Below are 23,794 nucleotides of genomic sequence, written 5' to 3'. Positions count from 1 at the left end.
TCATGTGGAAAAAGTGGGCACTTTTAGCTAGCGCTTATTTAATAATAGTAATGGTTGGCTATGGAGTTTATGTATTTATAGCGGGATCTGATTCTAATCCTACTCATCAACAGCAAATGAATATAAAAGGGCATTAACCATCAAGTGAACTTCCCAATTCGTAAAATTAAAGTAATCGTTAAAGCCGTTATCCTTGTGGGTTACGGTTTTTTTGTTAGCAGATAGTCGAAAATTTTTTTTATTTCAAAGCTTATAAAACAGGCTTTGTCCAAACTGTGAATGTATAGATGTTATTCGACATTTTACACATTTTCTTCAACCTTTCTGCTAAGTTTCTGCATACTTTTTCATTATATTTAGTGTATTAGAAATATAAAGGAGAGGTAAACATGAACATGACGCATTATATGGGGTTACTAGCAGATAATCAGCCTTGGAATTTATTGATTTTTATGGCGGTTCCAGTTATTTGTGCCGAGATTTTGGCGATTACGGAAATTGCTATTTTATTCACAAGGAAATTAGACGGTGTGTTGAAAAAATTAAATAAAGTAACCGGTATTTTTGCGGGGATCTATTTTACAGGTATTTTCATTTACTTAATGAAAACGGCCTATATTCCGCTCACAGTAAACGGTGAATGGAAAGGATGGATTGACGTTGTTGCTGTAACTTTTTATCTGCTCGGGATCGTTCCATTCTTAGGAATGGCATTACTTGATTTAGGGCTAATTTTTAGACACAAAACAGAAGAAGAAAAGCTGAAAATCCATGCAGTTTTTGTTAGTATCTTCTTAATTGTAGCGCACATTGCCATGATCTTCGGAATGATTGATCCTTCCCTAATATCAGGTTCTTCAGCCGGCCATGATATGATGAATATGTAATTTAAAAGGAGGCTGTTTGTAGTCTCCTTTTGTTTATCCTGGTTTCTTTGCCCATTTGATTCATGCTACTACACTGAAAGAGCCTAAGAGCAGCCTCCGATATGCGTTGACATTTCTAGGCAGTATCAAGATGTTCCTCGTTAAAAAGCTTAAGGCTTGTAAGTATACTAATGAATAAGAAAGGCTTACTGCCAGTAAGCCTACTACTGATTGAATATATGAACCTACGATTTGAGTTTAATTCCTGCAAAAATAAATCCTGCCCCAGTAAATAATGCCCCAAGGACCTCGATGATCGCCTGGTAATCACCCGCCACACTGGCTGCCGCAAACACAATCGTGCCAATGAGCAGCAGGTAGCCTGTATAGGTTGGCATCAATTTTCCTCGTATAATCGAAATACCTAAAAGAATCATCCCTATTACAAACAAAAGCGGTCCAAACGTTTGGATTGGTTCGTTTACAGGTGTGGTGAAGACCGGACTTGCTTTTTCCATGGAAGCCTCCACCATTTCAACATAGACAATCGCTGTGACGATGACATTGCCAATGTTCCCGAGAAGCATGGCTAAGAATCCAACGACTCCATTTGTTTCCCCTTGATAAGCGAACAAACTGAAAAACACAAAGACAAGCAGGAGATGTGCAAGGAAAACTAGTAGACTTCCAGGAACCGAGCCATAGTCCCTTGTACCAAGGTTCAATACATGGGCAACGATTAAAAGGATTCCTGCCAATATGGAGGTGAATTTTCCTAAACCTACAATAGATTTATTCATCATTGTTTCTCTCCCTTAATCTTAAATATTAATTTTTAATCTCCCGTCTTAGCTTTTTTGTCTCTGGTGAAAATTGTATTACTTATTTAAAATTTAGATTGGTGCTTATAAAAAGTAAAGAAATATTTTTCAGTTATAAGTGCTGACTTGAGAAGGGCAGGGGCTGCTTAGAACAGATTTCCGGTATTCAGATTGATAATAAAAATTTCACATTAAACCAATACCTTCCATTTGACATTTTTAACTGTAAAGATTAAAGTTACAGTATAGGAGATGAAAATGAGTTAGGTGATAGGTGTTACTGTAACTAAACTGTAATTTTTTTTATTACATTTTAAGGTTTTGTAAAGTTAGGTGTTTTAAAATAACACTAAGTTTAATCCAACTCATATTGGGGTACCTACCTAACTGATATCTCATGTATACCAAATTATATGTAAGGAGTGTTTAACGCATGGTGACTCTTTATTCGACTCCAAGCTGTGGTTCTTGCCGTAAAGCAAAAGCGTGGCTTGAGGAACATCATATTGACTATATTGAAAGAAACATATTATCTAATCCCCTTACAGTCGATGAGATTAAATCGATTCTTCGCTTGACTGAAGAGGGAACTAGCGAAATTATTTCAACAAATTCGAAAGCCTTCCAGGAATTAAATATAAATATTGAATCTCTTCCGCTTAATGATTTTTACAGATTAATCATGGAGAACCCAAAAATGTTGCGCCGGCCGATTATCATGGATGAAAAAAGATTACAGGTAGGCTATAACGACGAGGAAATCCGCAGCTTTCTGCCTCGTAAGCTTCGCACATTCTTGAGTACTGAATTACAAAGAATGGCCAATTAAAGAATAAATAATGAAGGAGGAAAAAAGAAATGATTGAAGTATTCGTAACAGTTAATTATAAAGAAAGAAATTATCATACAAATGTCCTTGTGAAAAAAGAATTGCCATGGGAAAAAATTAAAATGATAGCAGAAGAACAAGTTAAAAAACAATGGAATGTTTAAATTTATACTTGCTTGAGGGAGATGGTTTAGCACTAATTATCTAGATATTTGACAAGCTAATCTGTAACGTTTATTATTACAGTACGTTACTAAATAGTATTAATGATGCAAAAAATAAATGAAATAATAAGGTGATTTGCAGTTTTTATTTCTTAGGAGGGCAGGCCATGAATAGTGATTTTACACTAGCCATTCATAGTTTAACTTTTCTTGCGCTGCAGCCCGACCGGATGTCGACAAGTGATGCTATTTCAGCGAGTGCCTGTGTACACCCTGTGCGGATTCGTAAAGTGCTAAGTTTGTTAAAAAAACATGGATTCATAAAATCAAAAGAGGGACCTGGCGGCGGATTTTTGTTTGCTATAGAACTAAATGAAGTTAATCTCTGGGATATTTATAAGATCACCTCTGAAGGTGCTCTGCAGCCGAAGTGTCCAGATTCAAATGAACGGTGTATTGTAGGTGCGAATATGCAAAGAGTCCTATTTTCTATCTTCTTAGGTGCTGAAGAACATTTGGGTGAATATTTAAAGGACTATACACTGAAAGAAATTATCGACCTTGTTAATCAAGAAGAATAAGCGTTGTAGCTGATTTTTGGTCGCAGATTTCTTTTTAGATAAATTGTAATAAAAAAAATTACAGATTAAATCTAACAGGCATAAAAAGACTAAAATATTTAGGAGGGTGAAAAGAATGTTGTTACAAACAGGTGATTGGATTAAGGGAACATTACGGGATGGGGAATTAGTCATGGGGTTTATTGAATCACTTGATACTTCAGGAATCGTTAAGGTAACTGTTGTTACGAGTGACAATAATGAGATCATTGGAAAAAAGGTTTCAATGTTAAGTGAACGTGTGAAGAGACTGCCTGTTTCTAACGTGTCAAACAAGGCGCAAATTCAATTTCTAATCGACTTGGCTTTATCAACTGGGGATGAAGAGTGGTTTCTTGAGTTGTCATCGAAATTAAAGTCAATGAATCAACTGGTGAATCAATTATAAATAGAAACCTTAATATAAATGAAAAAAAATCCGTAGGTCAACCAAATTGCTGGTTGACCTTTCTTTGTTGTATGGGTCTAAGCAAGTTGGTAATCGGGGTAACACCTTACAGACTGTAGGGATTATTTCTATAAACTAACCTATTCATTTCTATTGTTGTCTTAAAAAAATTAGTGATATATTTAGTAGGTTTATTTATCGTTATTACCCTAATAAATCCACATTCTTTATTCTGCCAAAACTTTTAGGACAGTTAAATGGAGTTTAGAGGTTGTAAAAGTTTGATACAGGCCAACAGTTGACTTAGATTAGCACCCTTAAAAAGACTGGTAATACTTTTACTGAATTTTCTAAAAATAATATTGAAAACCCTTTCATTAGTTGATATTATAAAGTAGAACATGGTAAATGATTTAGTGATATTTTATGGAAGATAAGTAAATTTATTAGTGGAGAGGTTTAAGATGGCGACAATAAAAGATATAGCAAATATGACAAATGTATCTCCCACAACTGTTTCAAGAGTGTTGAATAATGATCAGACCATATCGGTTTTAGAGGAGACCCGACAACGGATATTACAATCTGCAAAGGAACTCGGTTATAAGACGATCCTCGAACGACAGGCCGAAAAACATTTGGATGCTGCCAAAAAAACACCCCATGTTGGGATATTACTATGCCAAACACTAGAAGAAGAAATGAGTGACCCTTACTTCTTGTCGATTCGCCAGGGAGTAGAGGAAGAATTATTAAAGCAAGGAATTACATCAAGCAGTATGTTTCGGCTTCATGAAACAGGCTCCAATCAACTAATCCATGATTTTGATGGTTTGATTGTAATTGGCAGAATTAGTGAAATAGCTTTAAAAAAAGTTAGTGATCGTATTCAAAACGTTGTGTATATTAACCATTCTCCAGATGATACCCTTTATGACTCAGTGGTAATTGATTTTGTTAAGTCAACAGAATTAGCAGTGAAGCATTTATTGAACGTGGGTTACAAACGGATTGGGTACATTGGCGGAGAAGAAAAGGAACATGTAAATAGCGGGAAAGTTAGGATTGAGGATGAACGTCTTACAACCTTTGAGAAGCTGATGAAGAGAGAAGGAATATACAATCCAAGTTGGACATTTATCGGAGAGTATCAAATGACGCATGGTTACGAATTAATGAAGAAGGCGCTTAAACTAGGGGAATTTCCGGAAGCATTCTTTATCGCGAGTGATCCAATGGCTATTGGTGCATTAAAAGCATTACAGGAAGCTGAGCTTTCAGTTCCAAATGATGTCGCCATTGTAAGTTTTGATGATATCGAAATTGCTCAGTTTACAAGTACACCGCTAACTACTATAAAAGTCCATACAAAAGAAATGGGTCAAACAGGAGTAAAACTATTAATGGATCGATTGAATGGAAGAACACTCCCATTAAAAGTGATATTGCCTTCTGAATTGGTCATTAGACAAAGCTGCGGTGCTGTAAGATAGGCTGTCTGCATGCTTAAATATCTTATTAAAGGGGGTGATGCCATAGAAAAACAATCGAAATATCCTGAAAAATGGTTCTATGAAGCAAATGAAAGAAAGATAGGAAGAGGCTTATTCATCCGTAATCTACTTTAGAGTTTTATAGATTGTTATTTGTGACGGCCAATCACATATTACGCAGATGAATAAACCCCAGACTCCCTCCAGAAAAAGGAGTATCTATATTATATAGTGCCTCCTTCCTATGCTCAAGTGAACTTGTCTAGTAATTATTGTTATTTTGAAAGTAGTTTTTGATAACAAATCGGCAATCAATCCATTACTTTTGGAAATCCAGGGGGTATTTATATGAGGAAAGTATTAAAAGTTTTAGCTATTGCTGCTTCTCTTACCACCGTCATTGCGGGCTGCTCTAGTAAAAGTTCTTCATCAAGTGAAGGCGGCAAAGTAAAATTATCACTATATTCTACCGTAACAAATGAAGCTGACCAGAAAACACTCACAAATGTCATCCAAAAATTTGAGAAGGAAAATCCTAAGATAGATATTAAATATAATTATCCTGCTGATGGTTATGAAGGTATGCTGCGTGTAAAAATGGCTGCCAATGATATGCCGGATTTATTTGATACCCACGGCTGGGCCCAAAAGCGTTACGGAAATTATGTGGAAGACTTAAGCGATATGGATTGGGTAAAAAACCTTGATCCTGCCTTAGATCCCATCCTGAAAGATGACAAAGGGAAAGTATATGCGTATCCATTAAATCAGGCGAAAGACGGAATTACATATAATAAATCACTACTAGAGAAGTATGGAGTTCAACCACCAACCACTTTTGATGAATTCATGACTGCACTTGAAACGATTAAAAAGAAAAGTAAAGGCGAAGTCACTCCATTATGGTTCGCTGGTTCGGATAAATCGTCATTTGGTCAATACTTTGACCAGTTTTTAACTCCATTATTCGTTACCAAGTCGAATCCTGATTCCGAGAAACAATTATTAGAAGGAAATATAAATTGGTCCGACTACACCTTCCTCCCTGAAAAACTAAAGGAAATGAAGGATAAGGGCTTATTGAACGAAGATGTATTAACCGCTCAAAATCAGCAAATGACGGAACTGATGGCTCAAAATAAAATTGGGTTTATTATCGGCGGCGGGATGTTAGGACCATCTGTAGAAGAGTTAAATCCTGAAGTGAAATTAGGGGTTATCCCAATGCCTGTCATTCATAAGGGCGACGATCCGGTTTGGATCGGCGGAGAACGCCATACACTTGCAGTATGGAAGGATTCAAAACACAAGAAAGAAGCCAAAAAGTTTCTCGAGTATATTTCACAGCCGGAAATTGTAAAAGAAATTGCAGAAGGTACATCCTTACCGGCAGGTTTGACAAATACAGATGCCAAAAACTATTACTCTGAGGACTATGAAACATTTAAAAATGTTCAAGTCCAGCCATATTTTGACCGGATTTATTTACCAAGCGGTATGTGGGATGTTCTTGGTGCAACTGGACAAGAATTATTATCCGGTAAAATGTCACCGAAAGAAGTATCGAAAAAAGTCGGCGAGGAATTCAAGCGTCTAAAGGATCAGAAAAAGTAGAAGAACTTGGTATGAGATATAGGGGCAGACAAGCAGGCTGCCTCTATATCCTCCAACTGTAAAAGATCTTTTATAGGAGCTGAATACTGATGATTGAAGTGGAAACTCAAAAGGCTGCACCCACGAAGACTAAAGAAAAAATAGTTAAACTAAAAGTTCAGAAAGAATCATCCCTATGGTGGATGTATCTGCCGGCACTTGCCGTCATATGCTTTTTCATTGTTTATCCATTCCTTATGGGAATAAAAATATCATTTACCAACTGGGATGGTTTTTCTCAAACCTATGATTATGTGGGATTTAACCAGTATACGAGGTTACTAAAAGACCCTGATACCTGGCTTGTTGTCGGGAATACATTAATTTTCGGTATTGGCAGTACAATTTTTCAAAATATTTTAGGGTTGCTCTATGCTTTATTATTGAACCAGAGTATTAAAGCGCGGGCAATTACACGGACGATTGTATACCTGCCGGTCATCATTAGTCCTTTAATTATGGGTTATATCTGGTATTTCTTCTTTGCTTATCAAGGAGGAGCCCTAAATGATCTATTGCAATTTATTGGTCTAGATAAAATCAATGCGTTAGCCGATCCGAATATGAATAAATGGATCATCGTGTTTGTTAATACTTATCAATTTGTCGGGGTAGCGATGATTATTTATTTAGCAGGCCTGCAAAGTATTTCAAAGGAATATTACGAAGCTGCTCAAATTGATGGTGCTTCAAGCTTTCAGCAGTTTAAAAATATTACATTACCATTATTAATGCCTTCAATCACGATCAATATGGTTTTAAATATTATTGGAGGGTTGAAATTATTTGATGTGATTATTTCGCTAACTGGCGGCGGACCTGGGAATGCCTCGCAATCCATGTCTACCTTTATGTATGACTTATATTTTAATAGACAGGATGCAGGTTATGCAGCAACGGAGGGTGTTTTAATGGCAGTCATCATCCTCATCATCAGCTTGGCCACATTGATTTTCTTTAAACGCAAGGAGGTCGAGGCATAATGAATTACCTGAATAAACGAAATAAGACTGTTTTAACACTGATTGCTCTTGCCATTACCTTATTTCACTTAATCCCCTTTTATATACTAATTACAACCGCGTTTAAAGCAAGAGGGGATTTCAGCTCCAAGTGGGCTTTTCCTAAACAATGGTCATTCGCCAACTTTTCCGAAGCATGGGAAATGGCAAACTTAGGGAATGCGTTTATCAATACAGTCATTATTACCTTTTTTTCCGCGCTCTTGCTGATTGTATTTGGATCTTTAGCTGCTTACCCGCTTGCCAGACGGCAAACGAAGCTTAATAAATATATGTATATGGTTTTTATCTCTGTGATGGTCATCCCGCCATTAACCGCTTTAGTTCCTTTATATAATTTGGTCGTGGACATGGGGCTGATGAATACCCATCTTATCGCCATTTTGAATAACGTCGCTTCTTTTATGCCCTTAACGATTTTCTTATATGCAGGCTTTATCCGTTCTACCATTCCAAAAGAATTGGAAGAAGCGGCTAAAATAGATGGAGCCAGTACAATCGGAACCTTCTTTAAAGTGGTGTTTCCATTGTTAAAACCAGTAACAGCCTCTATTTTAATTATTTCCTGCGTATATATTTGGAATGACTATCAATTTGCGATTTTCTTCCTGCAGGCGGATGAAGTGAAAACCATAACAGTAGCTCTGTCAGGATTCTTTGGATCGAATACAAACAACCTGAACCTGGTAGCAGCAGCCGCAATTTTAGCTGTACTGCCAATGGCCGTTCTCTTCTTATTCTTACAAAAACACTTTATTCAAGGTTTATCTGCCGGTTCAGTGAAAGGTTAATAGTTTGGAGGAATAACACAAATGCCCATTTACTACAATGAAGACTCAAAGGAATTTCACCTTCAGTCTGAAAAAATTAGTTATATCTTCAATATTTTAAAAAACAACCAATTAGGACATTTATATTTCGGGAAAAAGCTTCGGCACAGAGACTCCTTTTCTCACCTTTATACAAGTGAGGCAAAGGCGAATGTTGCTTGTGTGTTCGAAGGGGATTTGTCCTTTTCGTTAGATACCTCAAAACAGGAATATCCATCTTATGGAACGACTGATTTTCGTGAACCTGCTTTTCAGGTTATGCAGGAAAATGGCAGCAGGGTGACCAACTTTGTCTATAAGGGTCATAAAATATACTCCGGTAAACCAAAGCTCGAAGGACTTCCATCCACCTATGTAGAGCAGGAAAATGAAGCATCAACATTAGAAATCATCTTGTATGATGATCTGATTGATGTTGAATTAATTTTGTACTATAGCATTTTTGAACAGTTCAGTGCCATCACCCGCAGTGTGAAATTTGTGAACCACGGGAAGGCAAACATAAATCTTACAAGAGCGATGAGTGCGAGTGTCGATTTCTTTGATGCTGATTTTGAGATGGTTCAATTATCTGGTGCATGGGCAAGGGAGCGCCATGTAAAAACGAGAAAGCTAGAGTCTGGAATTCAAAGTATCTCCAGTTTAAGAGGAACCAGCAGCAGCCAGCAAAATCCATTCCTAGCGTTAAAGCGTCCTGATACCAATGAACATCAAGGGGAAGTGTATGGTTTTAGTTTGGTCTATAGCGGTAATTTCCTTGCCCAGGTAGAATTGGATTATTATGATGTTTCACGGATTACAATGGGGATCCATCCATTTGATTTCAATTGGCTGCTTCAAAGCGGCGATAGTTTTCAAACGCCGGAAGTCGTCATGGTTTACTCAGATAGTGGATTAAATGGAATGAGTCAAACATATCATTCATTGTACAGGTCAAGACTTGCCAGGTGGAAATGGCGCGATCAGGAAAGACCGGTATTAATTAATAACTGGGAAGGCACGTATTTTGATTTTAATGAACAGAAAATTCTTGAAATGGCCGAAGCCTCCAAAGAATTAGGCGTTGAATTGTTTGTGCTAGATGATGGCTGGTTTGGTAAGCGTGATGATGACACCACCTCCCTTGGTGATTGGTTTGTTGATAAACAAAAGATTCCAAATGGTATCACCGGTCTTGCGGAAAAAATCAATGAATTAGGCCTACAGTTTGGTTTGTGGTTTGAACCCGAAATGGTATCGAAAATTAGTGAGTTGTACAGCAATCATCCGGACTGGATTCTTCACGTGCCAAATAGACGGCAGTCGCACGGAAGAAATCAATATGTTCTCGACTTTTCCCGGAAGGATGTCGTGGATTACATATATGGAATGATGGCAAAGGTCTTGGGTGAAGCTCCGATTTCCTATGTGAAATGGGATATGAACCGGTATATGACGGAAATCAGATCTTCATTGCTTCCTGCTGATCGGCAGCGGGAAGTGGCGCACCGTTATATTTTAGGTGTTTATGATTTATACGAAAGACTGACTACTGAATTTCCTAATGTTCTTTTTGAATCATGTGCGAGCGGAGGCTGCCGCTTTGACCCGGGACTCCTTTATTATGCTCCACAAGCGTGGACGAGTGACGATACCGATGCTGTTGAGCGCTTGAAAATTCAGTACGGTACATCTTTTGTATATCCATTAAGTTCGATGGGGGCCCATGTATCTGCGGTACCAAACCACCAGGTTGGCAGAGTGACAAGCCTTGAAACAAGAGCGAATGTTGCTTATTTTGGTGCATTTGGCTATGAATTGGATGTAACGAAAATGTCTGAGGAAGAAAAAATGAAAGTAAGAGAGCAAATCAACTTTTACAAAGAAAACCGCAAACTGCTACAGACAGGCACTTTTTACCGCCTGCTTAGTCCATTCGAAAAAGATGGCAATGTGACGAGCTGGATGGTTGTGTCTGAGGATCAGAAGGAAGCCATCGCCGGGCGTTATCAGGTGCTCGGAAAACCAAATGCAGGCTATGAACGACTCCTATTAAAAGGCCTTCGTGATGATGTAGAATATAAAATTAAAGGTTTACATGGCTCTTTTTATGGGGATGAACTGATGAATGCTGGTATTCAGCTGGATCAAGCTGTTTCTGGGCCCCTGCAATGGGGGGACTATACTTCGCAGATTTTCATACTGACAAGCTTATCCTAATAAAATAGTAAATTACAGAAGATAGGGAGGAAATAATATGTCAAAAATTACATTTTTAGGTGCGGGAAGTACGGTATTTGCAAAAAATGTTCTTGGGGACTGCATGCTTGTTCCTGCGTTAGAAGGATTTGAGTTCGCCCTTTTTGATATCGACGAACAAAGATTAAGAGATTCTGAGAATATGCTGCAAAATTTAAAGGAAAGTTTAAATAAAAATATTGAGATTAAGGCTTATCTAAATCGTAAGGATGCCTTAAGGGGAGCCAAATACGTCATTAATGCCATTCAAGTCGGCGGTTATCGTCCAAGTACCGTCATTGATTTTGAAATTCCTAAGAAATATGGGCTTCGCCAGACGATAGCGGATACGGTCGGCATTGGCGGTATTTTCCGTAATCTTAGAACGATCCCCGTGATGCTTGATTTTGCAAAGGACATGGAAGAGGTATGCCCGGATGCTCTTTTCTTAAACTATACGAATCCGATGGCCGTTTTAACAGGTGCGATGAACCGTTTTACGTCTATAAAAACAGTCGGATTGTGTCATAGTGTTCAAGTGTGTACAAAAGATTTATTTAAGTCGCTTGAAATGGATCCTGAAGGGATTCAAGAAAAGATTGCCGGAATCAACCATATGGCGTGGCTGTTGGAAGTAAAAAGAAATGGGGAAGACCTTTACCCTGAGATTAAGAGAAGGGCAAGAGAAAAGCAAAAAACGAAACATCATGATATGGTGCGGTTCGAATTGATGGATAAGTTTGGCTACTATGTAACGGAATCCTCTGAACATAATGCTGAGTATCATCCTTACTTTATTAAATCCAGATATCCGGAGTTAATTGAAAGATTTAATATACCGCTTGATGAATATCCACGCCGCTGTGAAGAACAAATCCAGCGCTGGGAAACGATGAGAGAGGATTTAGTAAACAATAAGGCATTAGATCATGTCCGCTCTAAAGAATATGGTTCCCGAATTATTGAAGCCATTGAGACTAACATTCCATTTAAATTCGGCGGCAATGTTCTGAATACAGGCAGATTAATTAGCAATCTACCTGAAAAAGCCTGTGTGGAAGTTCCCTGTATTGCCGACCGAAGCGGCATCACTCCAACCTATGTAGGGGATCTTCCGGAGCAACTTGCGGCCTTGAATCGTACGAATATTAATACGCAGCTGTTAACCATTGAGGCGGCGATTACACGGAAGCGGGAATATATTTATCAAGCCGCCATGTTAGACCCACATACGGCAGCGGAATTATCGCTGGATGATATTGTTTCGCTTTGCGATGATTTAATTGAGGCTCACGGGGAATGGCTTCCAGAATTTAAAAAAGGTGAAGATGCAGCCTTGACTGTTTAAAGGCTGAGAGGATTTAATTTTAAAATCGATGATAAGAAATACATGGAAACCTTGCTGTTTTGGCAAGGTTTTTTTTTGAAAGAAAAAAACTAATCAAACGCTTGATTATATCCTTAACTCCCTTGGTAGGTAAGGGTTAGAAAAACTAATCAAACGTTTGATTAAAAAAAAGCCACGGAGTAAGAGTAACGGGCTCCGGTAACTATTTCAAACAAAAATGGTTATTGTCTACCCTAGTGCCTCATTTTTTTACACTGCGGTCGTTAAGAAGGGCTATTGTCGACCGTGCTGCCTTATTTTTTTGCACTAAGGTGGTCAATAAGGGCTATTGTCGACCCTGCGGCCTAATATTTTTGCATTACGGTCGTCAATAAGGGCTATTGTCGACCCTGCGGCCTAATATTTTTGCATTACGGTCGTCAATAAGGGTTATTGTCGACCCTGCGGCCTTATTTTTTGAATAACAGTCGTCAATAAGTCTGATTATTTCACCGAAAGGGTTCTCTATCTAAATTAAATAAAATGATTATATTGATTAACTCAGATAATAGGTGGACCTTCATCACCAATACAAAAAGCACCGCAAAAATGCGATGCCTTTGTCAATTTTTTCTTATTCCAAATACTTCATTAGTATTTGGAAAATGAAAACCTAAAGTTTTACCATAGGAAGACTGTTGGCTTATTATACATACCGATTCCGTCCTGATATCATACCAAAAACTGTAAGAACGACAGAAACGACCGTTAGAGCAATAAGTGGAATAGTCCATAAACGGGTCATATCATACAAGTAGCCTATAAGCAAAGGGCCGATGGCGGCAAGAATATAACCAGTTGATTGAGTCATACCAGATAACTCTACAGCGCGCTGAGCGTTACGAGAGCGAAGACCAATATAGCTTAGTGCTAATGGGAAGTTACCGCCCAATGCAACCCCAATAAAGATAATACTTATGATTAAGACGGGATAGGATGAACCCAATAGTAATCCAGCATAGCCGATAATAGACAACAGCCCTAAAACGAAAGCGATCCATATCTGCGAACGGTACCGTCCTGCGATGACAGGGATGAAGAAGCTTGCGGGAATCCCGGATAGTTGAGTAATGGATAGGAGCCAGCCAGCGGTTCCAATACTTAGCCCATGACTCTGTAAGATTTCAGGTAACCATGAAATCGTTACGTAGAATAAAAAGGATTGAAAGCCCATAAATATAGCGATTTGCCAGGCAAGAGGTGAGAGCCACATTTCCTTAGAGCTTGATGCTGCCTTTTTGATTCCTGCATGCTCCGCACCTTGATTATACCTTAGCAGATAAATCCATAATAATATCGCTATTACAGCCGGTATAGCCCATACGATAAGCGCTCCCTGCCAGCCAAGATCCAAATCTTTCGCGAGAGGAACACTCAATCCTGATGCTAATGATGCAACCAATCCCATTGAAGTAGAATAAACACTTGTCATTAGACCGAACTTTTCGGGAAATTTATCTTTTACCACGGCGGGCAGCAGCACATTTCCGACGGCAATGCCCACTCCAATTAAAAGAGTCCCCGTGAAAAGGAAGAACGTCATGGGGATGGACCGAATTGCTATACCAATAACAAGTGCAATCAGACCAACTAGTAACGTCATCTCATTGGATATACGATTTGCTATCCTCGGAACAATGGGGGACATCGTCGCAAATACAAGTAATGGGAAGCTCATTAACAAACCTGCGCTCCAATGGGCAAGTCCCACATCTTCTTGGATCATTCCCACTAACGGACCTACCGATGTAATGGCAGGACGCAGATTAAACGCCACAAGTACTATTCCAGTAATTAATAAAAAAATATATGTCGATTTCGTGCGTGCCGTTGATTCATGTTGTAACTCCACTAAATAGACTCCTTTCAGAAAAACAAACCTATACTAGTATATCATAATGGTTTGTGATGGAGCTAAAGGTTCTTTGACGGTGTGGATACCGGGAAAGACATCACGGTTTAATTCTCTAACTCCTTAATGAATGCTTGATACTCCGGCCAATTTACAATCCTTGGCATATTTACGTCCCGGTTATAAGATTGATCCTTCAGATAGACTTTTACAGCTTCTTCAGATAGTGTCTTTAAAATTTCAGGTTTATCATCAAAGTAAAAATCCAAATGTAATTTCTTAATAATGTTAACCTTTTCGTGATCCTTCATTCCCCAGAAAAACCTTTCATCATGAACAGGGAAGCCGTGTTCTAGCAACCATTTTTTTGTCCGCTCGCCATGCTCCTTAAAACGCGCGGTTATATAAAAAATTTCATGACCTTGCCTATCAAGCTCCTGAAGCAATTCCACCGCTCCTGAAAAGGCTGGACAATTGGTGTAGTAGACTTCTTCTAATGAATTTTTCCACATCTGCGAGCCTTCTTCTGCTGTCATCCCAAATGGTTCATGAATCTCGACCTTTTTTAACGCATTGAAAACCTCGAGTCCGATTTCCTGGCCTAACTTTTTATTATAAATGTGGAAAGCATGTTCTCTTAAATTAATCAGTGTATCATCAATATCGAAACCAAATCTCATGTAAACCCCTCTTTCAGAAAAAAAGGATGGTGACAAGCACCGTCCTTTTTTAATATATCGGATATCCTGTAAATTTAAAGTCTCGCCCAATTGGCGAAACGTTTAGATTGGCTAACTCAACAGCATTGCCCATCTCCGCAATACCTGTTCCTTCTAAGAAGGTAGGGGCGGACTGTCCCCCGACTAGCTTAGGAGCCACGTAAAGGACAACTTTATCAATTAACTGTTTTTCAAAAAGAGCAGCATTAATGGTTCCACCAGCTTCAATTAACACGGAGGACACAAGCTTTTCCCCGAGGGTCTTCATCACATCTGCAGGATCAACTTGGCTTGAGCCGCTGGTTACAAAGACGGAGATGCCTTGTTCTTCTAACTGTTTTCGTCTCTCTTTGTCGTAATTTTCACTAGTAAAAACCCAAGTCTCTGCCTGCTGATCGGTTACCACCTTAGCGTCCAAAGGAATTCTGAGCTTTGAATCCAAAATGACCCGAATCGGGTTCCGTCCATTTGGAATTCTTGAGGTTAATTCAGGATTGTCTTCAACCACTGTATTGACCCCGACAAGGATCGCCATATTTTCACTTCTTAACTGATGTACATCGCGGCGTGCATCAGGAGCGGTAATCCACTTGCTGCTAGCTGTACGGGTAGCGGTTTTGCCATCGAGAGTTGTGGCTGCTTTTAAGGTGACAAATGGTTTCTTCTCGACGATGAATTTATTAAATACTTCATTCATTTGGCGGGATTCATCCTCACAAACCCCAATCACGACTTCAATTCCGGCATCTTTAAGGATTTTTACACCGTTTCCTGCGACAACAGGATTCGGATCTAACGTCGCGATGACGACTTTTTTAACTCCGGCCTCGACAAGTGCGACCGCACAAGGGCCTGTTCTGCCATGGTGGGAACAAGGCTCAAGTGTTACATAGATGGTCGCTCCCGTGGCGTGACCCCCTGCCATTCGAAGAGCATGGATTTCGGCATGCGGTTCGCCGGCTTTCATATGAGCCCCAACTCCTAGAATTCGGTTGTCATTAACAATCACTGCGCCAACTAGCGGATTCGGGTCGGTTTGACCTTTCATGGCTTGGGCGTTTTTTAATGCCAATTGCATATAAAATTCATCATTCATAAAACCTATATCCTCCTGCCATTAGGATGGTTCGTACCATCCTGTTTCTCAAACCTATCCAAGCTACTCTAAATGTCCCGATTTATTAACCTTTGTCTTTAAGTATTTCTCGTTGTACTCAGAAACATCGCCCCATAATGGCGTTCTGCCTGAAAGTGGGGCACCGGCATTTTTCAAGGCTTTCAGTTTTTTCGGATTGTTGGTAATCAGTGTAACTGGCTTTGATCGTAGTGCCTTTAATACCTCAATTGCGTCATCATAGTTTCTAGTATCATCAGCAAAACCTAACCCTTCATTCGCCTCAACTGTATCATATCCATTTTCTTGAAGAATATAGGCCATCGCCTTGCTAAATAAACCAATTCCTCTGCCTTCGTGATTAGCGAGGTAGAATAAGGCACCCGTACCATGCTCGACAATCATTTTCATGGATTGTCTAAGCTGGAAGCCGCAATCACAGCGCTTGCTGCCAAAGATATCGCCAGTGTGACAGATGGAGTGCATCCGAATCAGGGCATCATCTCCGTATTCAAAATCGCCGTAAACAAGGACACTTGATTGTTGAAATTCCGCTAATTTAGCAGAAGATAAGTGCTGGATGACTTGTTGGAAATCTTCTGTAACATGCTCGGTCTTTAACCAGCTGTACCATTTAAACTCAATCGTTTCCCCATATAAATTAACTGGCAGCTTAATTGGACCGACAAGATAGATGGCCTCAGTGCCTTTGTTTATCAATTTTATTTTATCCTCTAATAATGAAAGGACATCCGCCTTTAATTGAACTTGTTCCATAATCATTTCCCCAATCCCATGTTTTTATTGGTTTCTAAACGCCTGTTGGCAGTGCAGGAATTTTAAAATTATCTTGATAGGTTTGTTCTTTTATCAATTGCTGCATCTGTAATTTCTCTGCATCAGCCCGCCTAGCGTCTTCTAATTTTCTTAATTGTGCGGCACTCCGATCATTTTTGTCGAGTGCTTCCTCGATAATATCAGCTAGCGCATCTGCGTCTAATAGAGCGCAATTAATCCCAAAGGCACCTGTAGGACTCATCGTATGAGCGGCATCCCCCATAATAACAACCCCGTCCTTCGCCCATACAGGTGATTGACTGCTTTGAACTTTTAATAAGATAAAATCGTTCCATGATTGAATGTGCTGATGAACAGTTTCTGTCAGCTCTGGAAAAGCCTCAATCACTTGCTCAACAAATGGTACAAATGATTGCTTTTTCAATACTGGGTACGAATCCTCTTCAATATTCCAGCCAATCTGAATAAATCCGCCCTGCTGGGTAAACAGTGCTAGCTGCTTGCCGCCGATAAGTGCATTTTTAATGGTCGGTTCCCATCCTTCTGGGCTTGGGATTTTCGCCCAAAGCAAGTCGTACCCATGTTTAATGGTTGAAAAGGGGATTTCCGCTAGTCTTCTAACTGTTGAAAAACGGCCATCGGCTCCAACTACGATTTTACTTTTAATGGTTACTTCTCGGTCTCCCTTTGTTGCTTTAAGACCTGTTACATCCCCATTATTATTAAAGCTTAATTCAGTCACTTTTGTCCCCATTAAAAGCTTGTAATTCTGATAGGTTTTTGATTCACGAATTAATACACTTAATAGATTCTTCTGCGGGACATGGATACCGACGTGCTCTTCGCCAGCTGCCGGTGTAACAGTTTTTATTACGTGTCCATGCTGCCAGTATTCAATGCGTTCCATTAAAAGGAGCCCAGCGTCTTGTACTTTATTATACAGATTATATTTTTTTAAAACCCGTTCTCCGTCCTGATTGAGATGTTCGCCACGAAATTCTTTGTCGATCCCTGTGTGACGTTCGAGAACGATGGTTGGTATACCTTTTTTCGCAAGCAAATATCCTAATAATGCGCCGCCTGGACCACCACCGACAATGCAAACATCTGCTTCAAGTTTCATGTTTAAGGACCACCTTATTTAGTCTCAATATATAGGATTAATTTAATAAAAATTTATTGGTAACGAACAATTAATTATGATTATAATGATGCTGCTGATGTTATTATATCATACGACCTAATAACTCACTTACTTTATGTAACTTATTATATTTTTGAAATGAGGTTGTGTCAAATAATTTTATATTGTATTGTAATTTTGTTATGATTTGTAATATGATAAATATGAATAGGAGGGGAAACCATGAATCAACCTGAAATTTGTCCTCGATTCGAAAAAGCCATGGTGATGATGAGCCAGCGCTGGACAGGTCTTGTGATTTACCAGCTGCTAACAGGGTCGAAACGCTTTTGCACACTAGAATCTTCTATGGGAATTAGTGGAAGGGTTCTTTCGGAGCGTCTAAAGGAATTGGAGAATCAAGGAATTGTTAAACGCGAGGTGTTCCCCGAGACACCGGTACGTATTGAATATTCCCTAACCGATAAAGGACTAGCCTTAGAGCCCATCATTAGAGAAATTGAGAAATGGTCACAAGCCTGGCTGCAAATGGAATCGGAACAATAAAACAAAAAGTAGCATTCGGATGGCGGAGAAGCCATCCGTTTTTTTTATATTCATATTTGATTAGTCTAGTGGAAGATTACGATTGCTAGAATAAAACCTAAATAATTAAACAGGCGTGTAAGATGGGCTGTGAAACAGACGCAGTGTTTAAATAATTTTCAGAGATTATCATACCAATCTCGATTATAATCTACTATAATTAATGATAATCCATATTAATTAACAAATATATTAATTAGTAGGGATGTGTAAAATGTTAGCACTTAATCTAACCAATACTTGAAGGGAGGAGACTCTGAGCTTTTTAGATCTGCTTCATTTACTCTGTACCACCTTCGGCAGTAAGGACTTTGTTTTGTAAAGCAAACTCATCCAATGATACCTAGCCTTATAGTTCGTGTTCCTCAGACCGGAGGGTTGCCGCTCGCCTCGTTCAGATTCCGCATTACCACGGACACCCTTGCGTTAAGCTAACCATTACTACTGCCTACATGGCTCGGGACTTTCACCCTAGAGACTGCACCCATGCCGGTCGAACTTTAAGAAAAAACCAACCCTCGAAAGGTTGGTTTTTTCTCCTGTTTTATTTATATATTTCATTCATTAGTTATAAACCTTTTAATAATATCCGGAGCTTCCTCGTTATAAACTAACTTCCAAGCATCAAGAACATTCTCTTTTGTTACTCTTAAAGGGGGAACAGCTACATAAGCTGGAGCCTGTTTTCCAATCAGTGCATAACCTGCCAAGATGGCTTCCGCTACTCCTTGTTGATAGGGCAGCTGGGCACCCAATCCCTTAATAAGTCCATCTTTAACCATTTCTAATACAACATTAACCCCCATATCAATCGTTGTGATAACTAGATGATCAGCGCCTGCCTTACGTGCTGCAGCTATGACTCCTTCGGCAGGATCACTCCATACAACAAAGATTCCGGCCAAATCTTTATTTTTCGTTAACATACTAGTTGCTGCAATTTCTCCTTCATATGGACCTACAATCCCTCTACGGTCCACAATTTTGATGTTTGGATAATGTTTCATTATCATATTTTCAAATGATTCTGTCCTTTGTTTTGTGGCGAAGAAGTCGGCAGCATGATAAATAACCCCAATCTTGCCTTTGTAAGATAATTTCTCGGCCATAATATGTGCTGCCTCACTACCGTTTCCATAATTGTCAGCAGATACAATGCTTACATAATCCCTTGTAGGTAGTAATCCCTTTGGTACATTGTCTATAAAGACCAGATGAACCCCAGTTCTCGACGCAACTTGGAAGGTGTTTGACGTTTTTTCCGGATCAACAGGAATCCCTACTATAATATCTGGCTTTAATTCTAAGATGTTTTCAATATCTTCCACTTGCTTCTCCCATTTAAAATGTGCATCTGTCACCGCAACTACCTCAATACCTATTTTCTTAAAAGTAGCTTTTAGCCCTTCCACTTGAGACCTGGACCAATCATTATCTGTATAGTGCATGGAAATGGCAGCCTTATATTTTTTATCCTTCAGTTGCTTTAGATCCTTTACCGATAACTGTAGTGTTTTAGCAGAAACAGCTTCCTCACCGTATGGACCTGTACTTAAAATTTTACGCTCGGGAATATTTTGATTGATCGTACTCGTTAGAGTCTCGTTTACCGTTGTTAAGAATCCCTTCACATTAATGGGTTTTATCACATAATTATCAAACCCTTTGTTTAATGTATGCTGGATGTCATGGGGCATAGCATTGGCACTTACCGCAATAATCGCGATATCTTTCGTATTTTCATCCTTTTTTAAACGGTCAAATAATTCGAAACCATGGATATCCGGGAGGTTAAGATCCAGCAGAATTAAATCGACTTTTTCAGTCTTAGCCAGTTCTAATCCTTCTTTTCCGGAACGTGCCGTTAAGATTGTATAGGAGGGTTCCGATTTCAGGATGCTCATGACCAAATTTAAATTAGATTGATTATCTTCCACATATAGCAAACAGTAGTGATCAGTCTTGCCATTCTTAGCTGGAAGATCGATCACTTCTTCACCCCATTGCATCGCGGCCTTTAATTCATAGGGAAGAGGGAGTCGAAAGCAAAAATCACTGCCTATTCCTTTTTTGCTTGTCACACTGATTTTTCCGCCCATCACCTGGACAAGCTGCTTGACCAAAGACAATCCAATGCCCGTACCTTCCTCTTGTGTCCCTTTAATCCGATAAAATGGGACAAACACTTTCTGATATTCTTCAACTGAAAGCCCGACTCCTGTATCGGCGATATGAATAACTGCCTCGTTTTGTTTCATATAAGAGAAAATCATGACTTTGCCGTCTTCCCGGTTATATTTGATGGCATTATCGAGAAGATTAAGTAGGATTTGTTTTAGGCGAATCGGATCGGCAAGAACGGTTACGGTTTGCGAATGGTCCATTTGATTATGAATTGTAATTCTTTTTTTCATGACAAGCGGCTGCACGATATGGATACATTCATTGATAATGGTCAGCAGATCTACCTCTTCAATTGAAACTTTTAATTGGCCTGTATCGATTCTGGATAAATCTAAAATATCATTAATTAAGCTTAATAGATGCTTTCCTCCGCTTAAGATCTCTTGGACAAAGTCCTGCTGCTCCTCATTTAAGGTTTCATCTATTTCTAATAGCTGGGCAAAACCAAGGATTCCGTTCAAAGGGGTCCGGAGTTCATGACTCATTTTGGAAAGAAAATCCGATTTGGTTAGGTTTGCTTTTTCCGCCGCTTCTTTTGCCTGAATGATTGTTTGTTCCATCTTTTTTCGTTCGGTAATATCCGATATGGTCACAAGCGCGGCTTGTTCCCCGTCTTTATGTAATTTAAGTGGTTTTGAAGTAATGGAAAGCCATTTAGTCCCATTATTTCGATCGCTTACTCCCAAGACATAATCATGGAAAGGAATCCCCTGTTCGAGGGTGATGATTCCAGGCAATTCCGAATAGGGTAGGGAGGATCCGTCTTCTTTTACATAATCTAATTGGCGGACATTTGCTTCCGTTAATAATTCGGATTTAACACCCAGCACTTTTTCAACATTTTCATTAAGCGCAATCATTCTACCCGACTTTTTATGAATAATGACGCATTCAGACATGGTTTGTAAAACTTCTTTATATAAATTTTCGTTAGGGGTGATTTCCATTTTTATACCCTGCCTTCCGAAAGAATAATCATGCATTTTCCTGAAGCCATAGCTTTAGTATAGTCCACAGTAATTCTTCTTTAAAACTGCAAAAAACAGCCATACCTATTTAATAATAAAATACTTCCTATCCTGCTTAAACTGCCTTATACTGAGAGTAGTTAGTTTGACAGCGATTTCAAATAGTAGTATGTTATCTATTAATTTTTATATTAATGTTCCACTTAAATAGTAGCTTTTAATATGAGGTGATCTTTTGAGAGTTTTAATTGCAGAGGACCATGCACCATCCAGAAAACTATTGAAGCATCTCATTAAACCTTTGCAGAGTTATGAAATGGTTGGAGAAGCCGTTAATGGTGAGGATTTAATTTGCAAGGTGATGATAGAAAAGCCAGACATCATTTTGGTTGATATTAATATGCCATTGTTGAATGGGATGGAAGCGGTGAAATCTTGTAAAAAAGTAGTCCCGTCATTGCAAGTTATCTTTATCACCGGGCATGATGAGTTTGCCTTAGAAGCTTTTAGTGTAAATGCAATCGATTACATTGTCAAACCTATTGACCGTGACCGTCTTTATGCAGCGTTAGGACGAGCAGCTGCACTTGCTAAGACTCCAGCCGAAAGAGAGCGCCCAACCGTTAAGAAGGATTTAATGGTTAAACAGTCCAATCAGTTTTCTTTTATACCGTTAGATGACATTATTTTTATTGAACGAGCGGACCGAAAGGCCGTCATCCATACAATTGATCAAAAAATAGAGGTAAATGAGGCGTTAACGAATCTTGAAGAACTCCTTGATTCCCGTTTTGTAGCCTCCCATCGTTCCTATATTATTAATTTGCAATATTTAAAGAGGATTGAAACGGCAGGGCAAACGTACAAAGCATATTTTAAAAATTATGAGGAGACAGCAAAAGTTTCCAAGAATAAGTTAGCAGAATTACAAAAAAATAAATCATTGTGAGGTCCGGGTTTACCGGACCTCAATTTTTTTGTTTTTTTTAAAAATTTATGATTTTATTGTCCGAATGAATGATGATTGTGTCCAAAAGGATAGAAAACGATTTCAGTTGGAAAAAAACCTTGTCGGAAGATGATTAGACGACAATTTTGTAATCGATTACAATTCAAATATAGAAACAAGAAAGGACAAATAACAAAGATGGTAGGGATTGTAGATGTAGCAAAGAAGGAAATTGTTTCTGCTAAAACCATTCTAGTTGTTGTGCCTGACATTACAAATCCGTTTTTTTCAAAGGTGTTTAGGGGGATTGAAGCAGTAGCGGTTACAAATGGATATCAAGTTATACTCGGCGATACAGGCAATGATCTGGAACGAGAAAAGTGGTTTTTAAACCTTTTGCATCAAAAAAAAGCAGATGGAATGGCTTTATTAACTGCCCAAACGGATGCAGCAACCGTTGAAGAGGTAGCCCAAAGATTTCCGTTGGTCCTTGCGTGTGAGTATATGGAAGGTTCCAACATCACAACTGTTTTGATTGATAACATAAGCGGTGCCAGAAATGCAACGGAATATTTAATCGATTTGGGACACGAAAGAATTGGCTGCATTATTGGACCTCTCAATAGTGTCTTGAACCGAGACCGTCTCAAAGGATTTTATCAAGCAATGTCAAGCAACAACCTTATCGTGGATCCTGTGTTAGTCCAGGAAGGTGATTTCTCTTTTGAAAGCGGTTTTAACCTTATGATGAAGTTTTTTGCCATTGGTCAACTCCCATCTGCGATTTTCGCTGCAAATGATGAAATGGCAATGGGAGTCATTAAAGCCATTAAATCTAAGGGGCTTAAGGTGCCAGAGGATATTTCGGTTCTCGGTTTTGATAATCTGAAATTCTCGTCCATATTCGAACCAGGTCTGACAACAATTGCCCAGCCCGCGTTTGAAATTGGTGAGAAAGTGGCGGAATTACTATTGAGGCTCATCAACAAAGAGGAAATCAAACACGAGCAAATGTTTTTAGCAAACCAGTTGATTGTAAGACAGTCTTGTCAGCAGTATGTGAAATTTTTTTAGGAAAAAGTGTAATCAATTACATTTTTTGGAATGCATAGAAGCCTGGTTTTATAACTTAAATGAATGTAATCCATTACTAGTAATATTCTATTAAGCTTACATTTATGAAAAGGGGGT

At 38.9% G+C, this 23,794-nt stretch carries 22 protein-coding genes; 15 read left to right on the top strand and 7 right to left on the bottom strand.

Annotation, left to right across the window (positions count from 1 at the left end):
- Positions 1–2: 2 nt before the first annotated feature.
- Both AAHB15_RS07255 and AAHB15_RS07250 read left to right on the top strand, forming a co-directional pair.
- Positions 3–137 carry a hypothetical protein gene (locus tag AAHB15_RS07255; protein ID WP_335574212.1) on the top strand — a complete coding sequence of 45 codons (135 nt, stop codon included), beginning with the start codon at positions 3–5 and terminating at the stop codon, positions 135–137.
- Between the two features lie 252 nt (positions 138–389).
- Positions 390–887 carry a DUF6803 family protein gene (locus tag AAHB15_RS07250; RefSeq protein ID WP_335574213.1) on the top strand — a complete coding sequence of 166 codons (498 nt, stop codon included), beginning with the start codon at positions 390–392 and terminating at the stop codon, positions 885–887.
- 224 nt (positions 888–1,111) lie between these two features.
- Here the strand turns inward: AAHB15_RS07250 and AAHB15_RS07245 are convergent, their stop codons facing one another.
- Positions 1,112–1,669, bottom strand: a complete 558-nt coding sequence (locus AAHB15_RS07245; RefSeq protein WP_342042077.1) for a hypothetical protein — start codon at positions 1,667–1,669, stop codon at positions 1,112–1,114.
- A 451-nt stretch (positions 1,670–2,120) separates the two neighbouring features.
- Between AAHB15_RS07245 and spxA the strand changes: the two genes are divergently transcribed.
- From spxA to melA, 10 genes are all read left to right on the top strand, one after another.
- The gene (gene spxA / locus AAHB15_RS07240; RefSeq protein ID WP_098996718.1) at positions 2,121–2,516 is read left to right on the top strand and encodes a transcriptional regulator SpxA; all 396 of its coding nucleotides are present in this window, start codon (positions 2,121–2,123) and stop codon (positions 2,514–2,516) included.
- Between the two features lie 29 nt (positions 2,517–2,545).
- Entirely contained in the window at positions 2,546–2,680 is a 135-nt protein-coding gene (locus tag AAHB15_RS07235) for a BA3454 family stress response protein (protein ID WP_098527095.1), read from the top strand.
- A 167-nt stretch (positions 2,681–2,847) separates the two neighbouring features.
- Positions 2,848–3,261: an RrF2 family transcriptional regulator gene (locus tag AAHB15_RS07230; protein WP_342042076.1), complete on the top strand. Its 414-nt coding sequence runs from the start codon at positions 2,848–2,850 to the stop codon at positions 3,259–3,261.
- A 115-nt stretch (positions 3,262–3,376) separates the two neighbouring features.
- Entirely contained in the window at positions 3,377–3,688 is a 312-nt protein-coding gene (locus AAHB15_RS07225) for an IDEAL domain-containing protein (RefSeq protein WP_335574215.1), read from the top strand.
- A 464-nt stretch (positions 3,689–4,152) separates the two neighbouring features.
- On the top strand, positions 4,153–5,181 hold the full coding sequence (locus tag AAHB15_RS07220) for a LacI family DNA-binding transcriptional regulator (RefSeq protein WP_335574216.1): 1,029 nt from the start codon (positions 4,153–4,155) through the stop codon (positions 5,179–5,181).
- 348 nt (positions 5,182–5,529) lie between these two features.
- A complete protein-coding gene (locus AAHB15_RS07215) occupies positions 5,530–6,795 on the top strand; it encodes an ABC transporter substrate-binding protein (protein ID WP_342042075.1) in 1,266 nt (421 codons plus the stop codon).
- A 182-nt stretch (positions 6,796–6,977) separates the two neighbouring features.
- The gene (locus tag AAHB15_RS07210) at positions 6,978–7,817 is read left to right on the top strand and encodes a carbohydrate ABC transporter permease (protein ID WP_446715849.1); all 840 of its coding nucleotides are present in this window, start codon (positions 6,978–6,980) and stop codon (positions 7,815–7,817) included.
- Positions 7,817–8,647 carry a carbohydrate ABC transporter permease gene (locus AAHB15_RS07205; protein WP_335574219.1) on the top strand — a complete coding sequence of 277 codons (831 nt, stop codon included), beginning with the start codon at positions 7,817–7,819 and terminating at the stop codon, positions 8,645–8,647. The genes AAHB15_RS07210 and AAHB15_RS07205 overlap by 1 nt, the downstream gene beginning before the upstream one ends.
- Positions 8,648–8,668: 21 nt before the next feature.
- Positions 8,669–10,885 carry an alpha-galactosidase gene (locus AAHB15_RS07200; RefSeq protein WP_342042073.1) on the top strand — a complete coding sequence of 739 codons (2,217 nt, stop codon included), beginning with the start codon at positions 8,669–8,671 and terminating at the stop codon, positions 10,883–10,885.
- Positions 10,886–10,922: 37 nt separating this feature from the next.
- Positions 10,923–12,251 carry an alpha-glucosidase/alpha-galactosidase gene (melA, locus tag AAHB15_RS07195; protein ID WP_335574221.1) on the top strand — a complete coding sequence of 443 codons (1,329 nt, stop codon included), beginning with the start codon at positions 10,923–10,925 and terminating at the stop codon, positions 12,249–12,251.
- A 685-nt stretch (positions 12,252–12,936) separates the two neighbouring features.
- Here melA and AAHB15_RS07190 read toward each other — a convergent pair.
- From AAHB15_RS07190 to AAHB15_RS07170, 5 genes are all read right to left on the bottom strand, one after another.
- Complete coding sequence (locus AAHB15_RS07190) at positions 12,937–14,142, bottom strand: CynX/NimT family MFS transporter (RefSeq protein WP_342042072.1); 1,206 nt, start codon at positions 14,140–14,142, stop codon at positions 12,937–12,939.
- Between the two features lie 107 nt (positions 14,143–14,249).
- Complete coding sequence (locus AAHB15_RS07185; RefSeq protein ID WP_342042071.1) at positions 14,250–14,822, bottom strand: 5' nucleotidase, NT5C type; 573 nt, start codon at positions 14,820–14,822, stop codon at positions 14,250–14,252.
- A gap of 49 nt (positions 14,823–14,871) precedes the next feature.
- Entirely contained in the window at positions 14,872–15,957 is a 1,086-nt protein-coding gene (gene ribD, locus AAHB15_RS07180) for a bifunctional diaminohydroxyphosphoribosylaminopyrimidine deaminase/5-amino-6-(5-phosphoribosylamino)uracil reductase RibD (RefSeq protein ID WP_342042070.1), read from the bottom strand.
- A 63-nt stretch (positions 15,958–16,020) separates the two neighbouring features.
- Positions 16,021–16,752, bottom strand: coding sequence for a GTP cyclohydrolase II (locus AAHB15_RS07175; RefSeq protein WP_144563673.1), 732 nt, complete (start codon positions 16,750–16,752; stop codon positions 16,021–16,023).
- A gap of 34 nt (positions 16,753–16,786) precedes the next feature.
- Entirely contained in the window at positions 16,787–17,896 is a 1,110-nt protein-coding gene (locus tag AAHB15_RS07170; RefSeq protein WP_342042069.1) for an FAD-dependent monooxygenase, read from the bottom strand.
- A gap of 243 nt (positions 17,897–18,139) precedes the next feature.
- Between AAHB15_RS07170 and AAHB15_RS07165 the strand changes: the two genes are divergently transcribed.
- Positions 18,140–18,463 (top strand): winged helix-turn-helix transcriptional regulator, encoded by a 324-nt coding sequence (locus AAHB15_RS07165; RefSeq protein ID WP_144563669.1) that lies wholly within the window; start codon positions 18,140–18,142, stop codon positions 18,461–18,463.
- Between the two features lie 596 nt (positions 18,464–19,059).
- On the opposite strand, the gene AAHB15_RS07160 is transcribed toward AAHB15_RS07165, so the two are convergent.
- Positions 19,060–21,633, bottom strand: a complete 2,574-nt coding sequence (locus tag AAHB15_RS07160) for a substrate-binding domain-containing protein (RefSeq protein WP_342042068.1) — start codon at positions 21,631–21,633, stop codon at positions 19,060–19,062.
- Between the two features lie 256 nt (positions 21,634–21,889).
- Between AAHB15_RS07160 and AAHB15_RS07155 the strand changes: the two genes are divergently transcribed.
- Both AAHB15_RS07155 and AAHB15_RS07150 read left to right on the top strand, forming a co-directional pair.
- On the top strand, positions 21,890–22,603 hold the full coding sequence (locus tag AAHB15_RS07155) for a LytR/AlgR family response regulator transcription factor (RefSeq protein ID WP_342042067.1): 714 nt from the start codon (positions 21,890–21,892) through the stop codon (positions 22,601–22,603).
- 198 nt (positions 22,604–22,801) lie between these two features.
- Complete coding sequence (locus tag AAHB15_RS07150; RefSeq protein WP_342042066.1) at positions 22,802–23,677, top strand: substrate-binding domain-containing protein; 876 nt, start codon at positions 22,802–22,804, stop codon at positions 23,675–23,677.
- Positions 23,678–23,794: the final 117 nt, after the last annotated feature.

The organism is Bacillus sp. OTU2372, from assembly GCF_038440275.1.
In the GTDB taxonomy this organism is placed as follows: Bacteria; Bacillota; Bacilli; order Bacillales; family Cytobacillaceae; genus Neobacillus; species Neobacillus bataviensis_B.
The sequence above is the reverse complement of the archived record's forward strand: the minus strand, read 5'-3'. Positions and strand labels throughout refer to the sequence as shown.

Coding starts and splice junctions, on each gene's coding strand:
- AAHB15_RS07165 (WP_144563669.1), top strand. CDS start 18,140: ATGAATCAACCTGAAATTTGTCCTCGATTCGAAAAAGCCATGGTGATG.
- spxA (WP_098996718.1), top strand. CDS start 2,121: ATGGTGACTCTTTATTCGACTCCAAGCTGTGGTTCTTGCCGTAAAGCA.
- AAHB15_RS07235 (WP_098527095.1), top strand. CDS start 2,546: ATGATTGAAGTATTCGTAACAGTTAATTATAAAGAAAGAAATTATCAT.
- melA (WP_335574221.1), top strand. CDS start 10,923: ATGTCAAAAATTACATTTTTAGGTGCGGGAAGTACGGTATTTGCAAAA.
- AAHB15_RS07150 (WP_342042066.1), top strand. CDS start 22,802: ATGGTAGGGATTGTAGATGTAGCAAAGAAGGAAATTGTTTCTGCTAAA.
- AAHB15_RS07215 (WP_342042075.1), top strand. CDS start 5,530: ATGAGGAAAGTATTAAAAGTTTTAGCTATTGCTGCTTCTCTTACCACC.
- AAHB15_RS07160 (WP_342042068.1), bottom strand. CDS start 21,633: ATGGAAATCACCCCTAACGAAAATTTATATAAAGAAGTTTTACAAACC.
- AAHB15_RS07205 (WP_335574219.1), top strand. CDS start 7,817: ATGAATTACCTGAATAAACGAAATAAGACTGTTTTAACACTGATTGCT.
- AAHB15_RS07245 (WP_342042077.1), bottom strand. CDS start 1,669: ATGATGAATAAATCTATTGTAGGTTTAGGAAAATTCACCTCCATATTG.
- AAHB15_RS07210 (WP_446715849.1), top strand. CDS start 6,978: ATGTATCTGCCGGCACTTGCCGTCATATGCTTTTTCATTGTTTATCCA.
- AAHB15_RS07230 (WP_342042076.1), top strand. CDS start 2,848: ATGAATAGTGATTTTACACTAGCCATTCATAGTTTAACTTTTCTTGCG.
- AAHB15_RS07250 (WP_335574213.1), top strand. CDS start 390: ATGAACATGACGCATTATATGGGGTTACTAGCAGATAATCAGCCTTGG.
- AAHB15_RS07175 (WP_144563673.1), bottom strand. CDS start 16,752: ATGGAACAAGTTCAATTAAAGGCGGATGTCCTTTCATTATTAGAGGAT.
- AAHB15_RS07200 (WP_342042073.1), top strand. CDS start 8,669: ATGCCCATTTACTACAATGAAGACTCAAAGGAATTTCACCTTCAGTCT.
- AAHB15_RS07255 (WP_335574212.1), top strand. CDS start 3: ATGTGGAAAAAGTGGGCACTTTTAGCTAGCGCTTATTTAATAATAGTA.
- AAHB15_RS07220 (WP_335574216.1), top strand. CDS start 4,153: ATGGCGACAATAAAAGATATAGCAAATATGACAAATGTATCTCCCACA.
- AAHB15_RS07225 (WP_335574215.1), top strand. CDS start 3,377: ATGTTGTTACAAACAGGTGATTGGATTAAGGGAACATTACGGGATGGG.
- AAHB15_RS07170 (WP_342042069.1), bottom strand. CDS start 17,896: ATGAAACTTGAAGCAGATGTTTGCATTGTCGGTGGTGGTCCAGGCGGC.
- AAHB15_RS07185 (WP_342042071.1), bottom strand. CDS start 14,822: ATGAGATTTGGTTTCGATATTGATGATACACTGATTAATTTAAGAGAA.
- ribD (WP_342042070.1), bottom strand. CDS start 15,957: ATGAATGATGAATTTTATATGCAATTGGCATTAAAAAACGCCCAAGCC.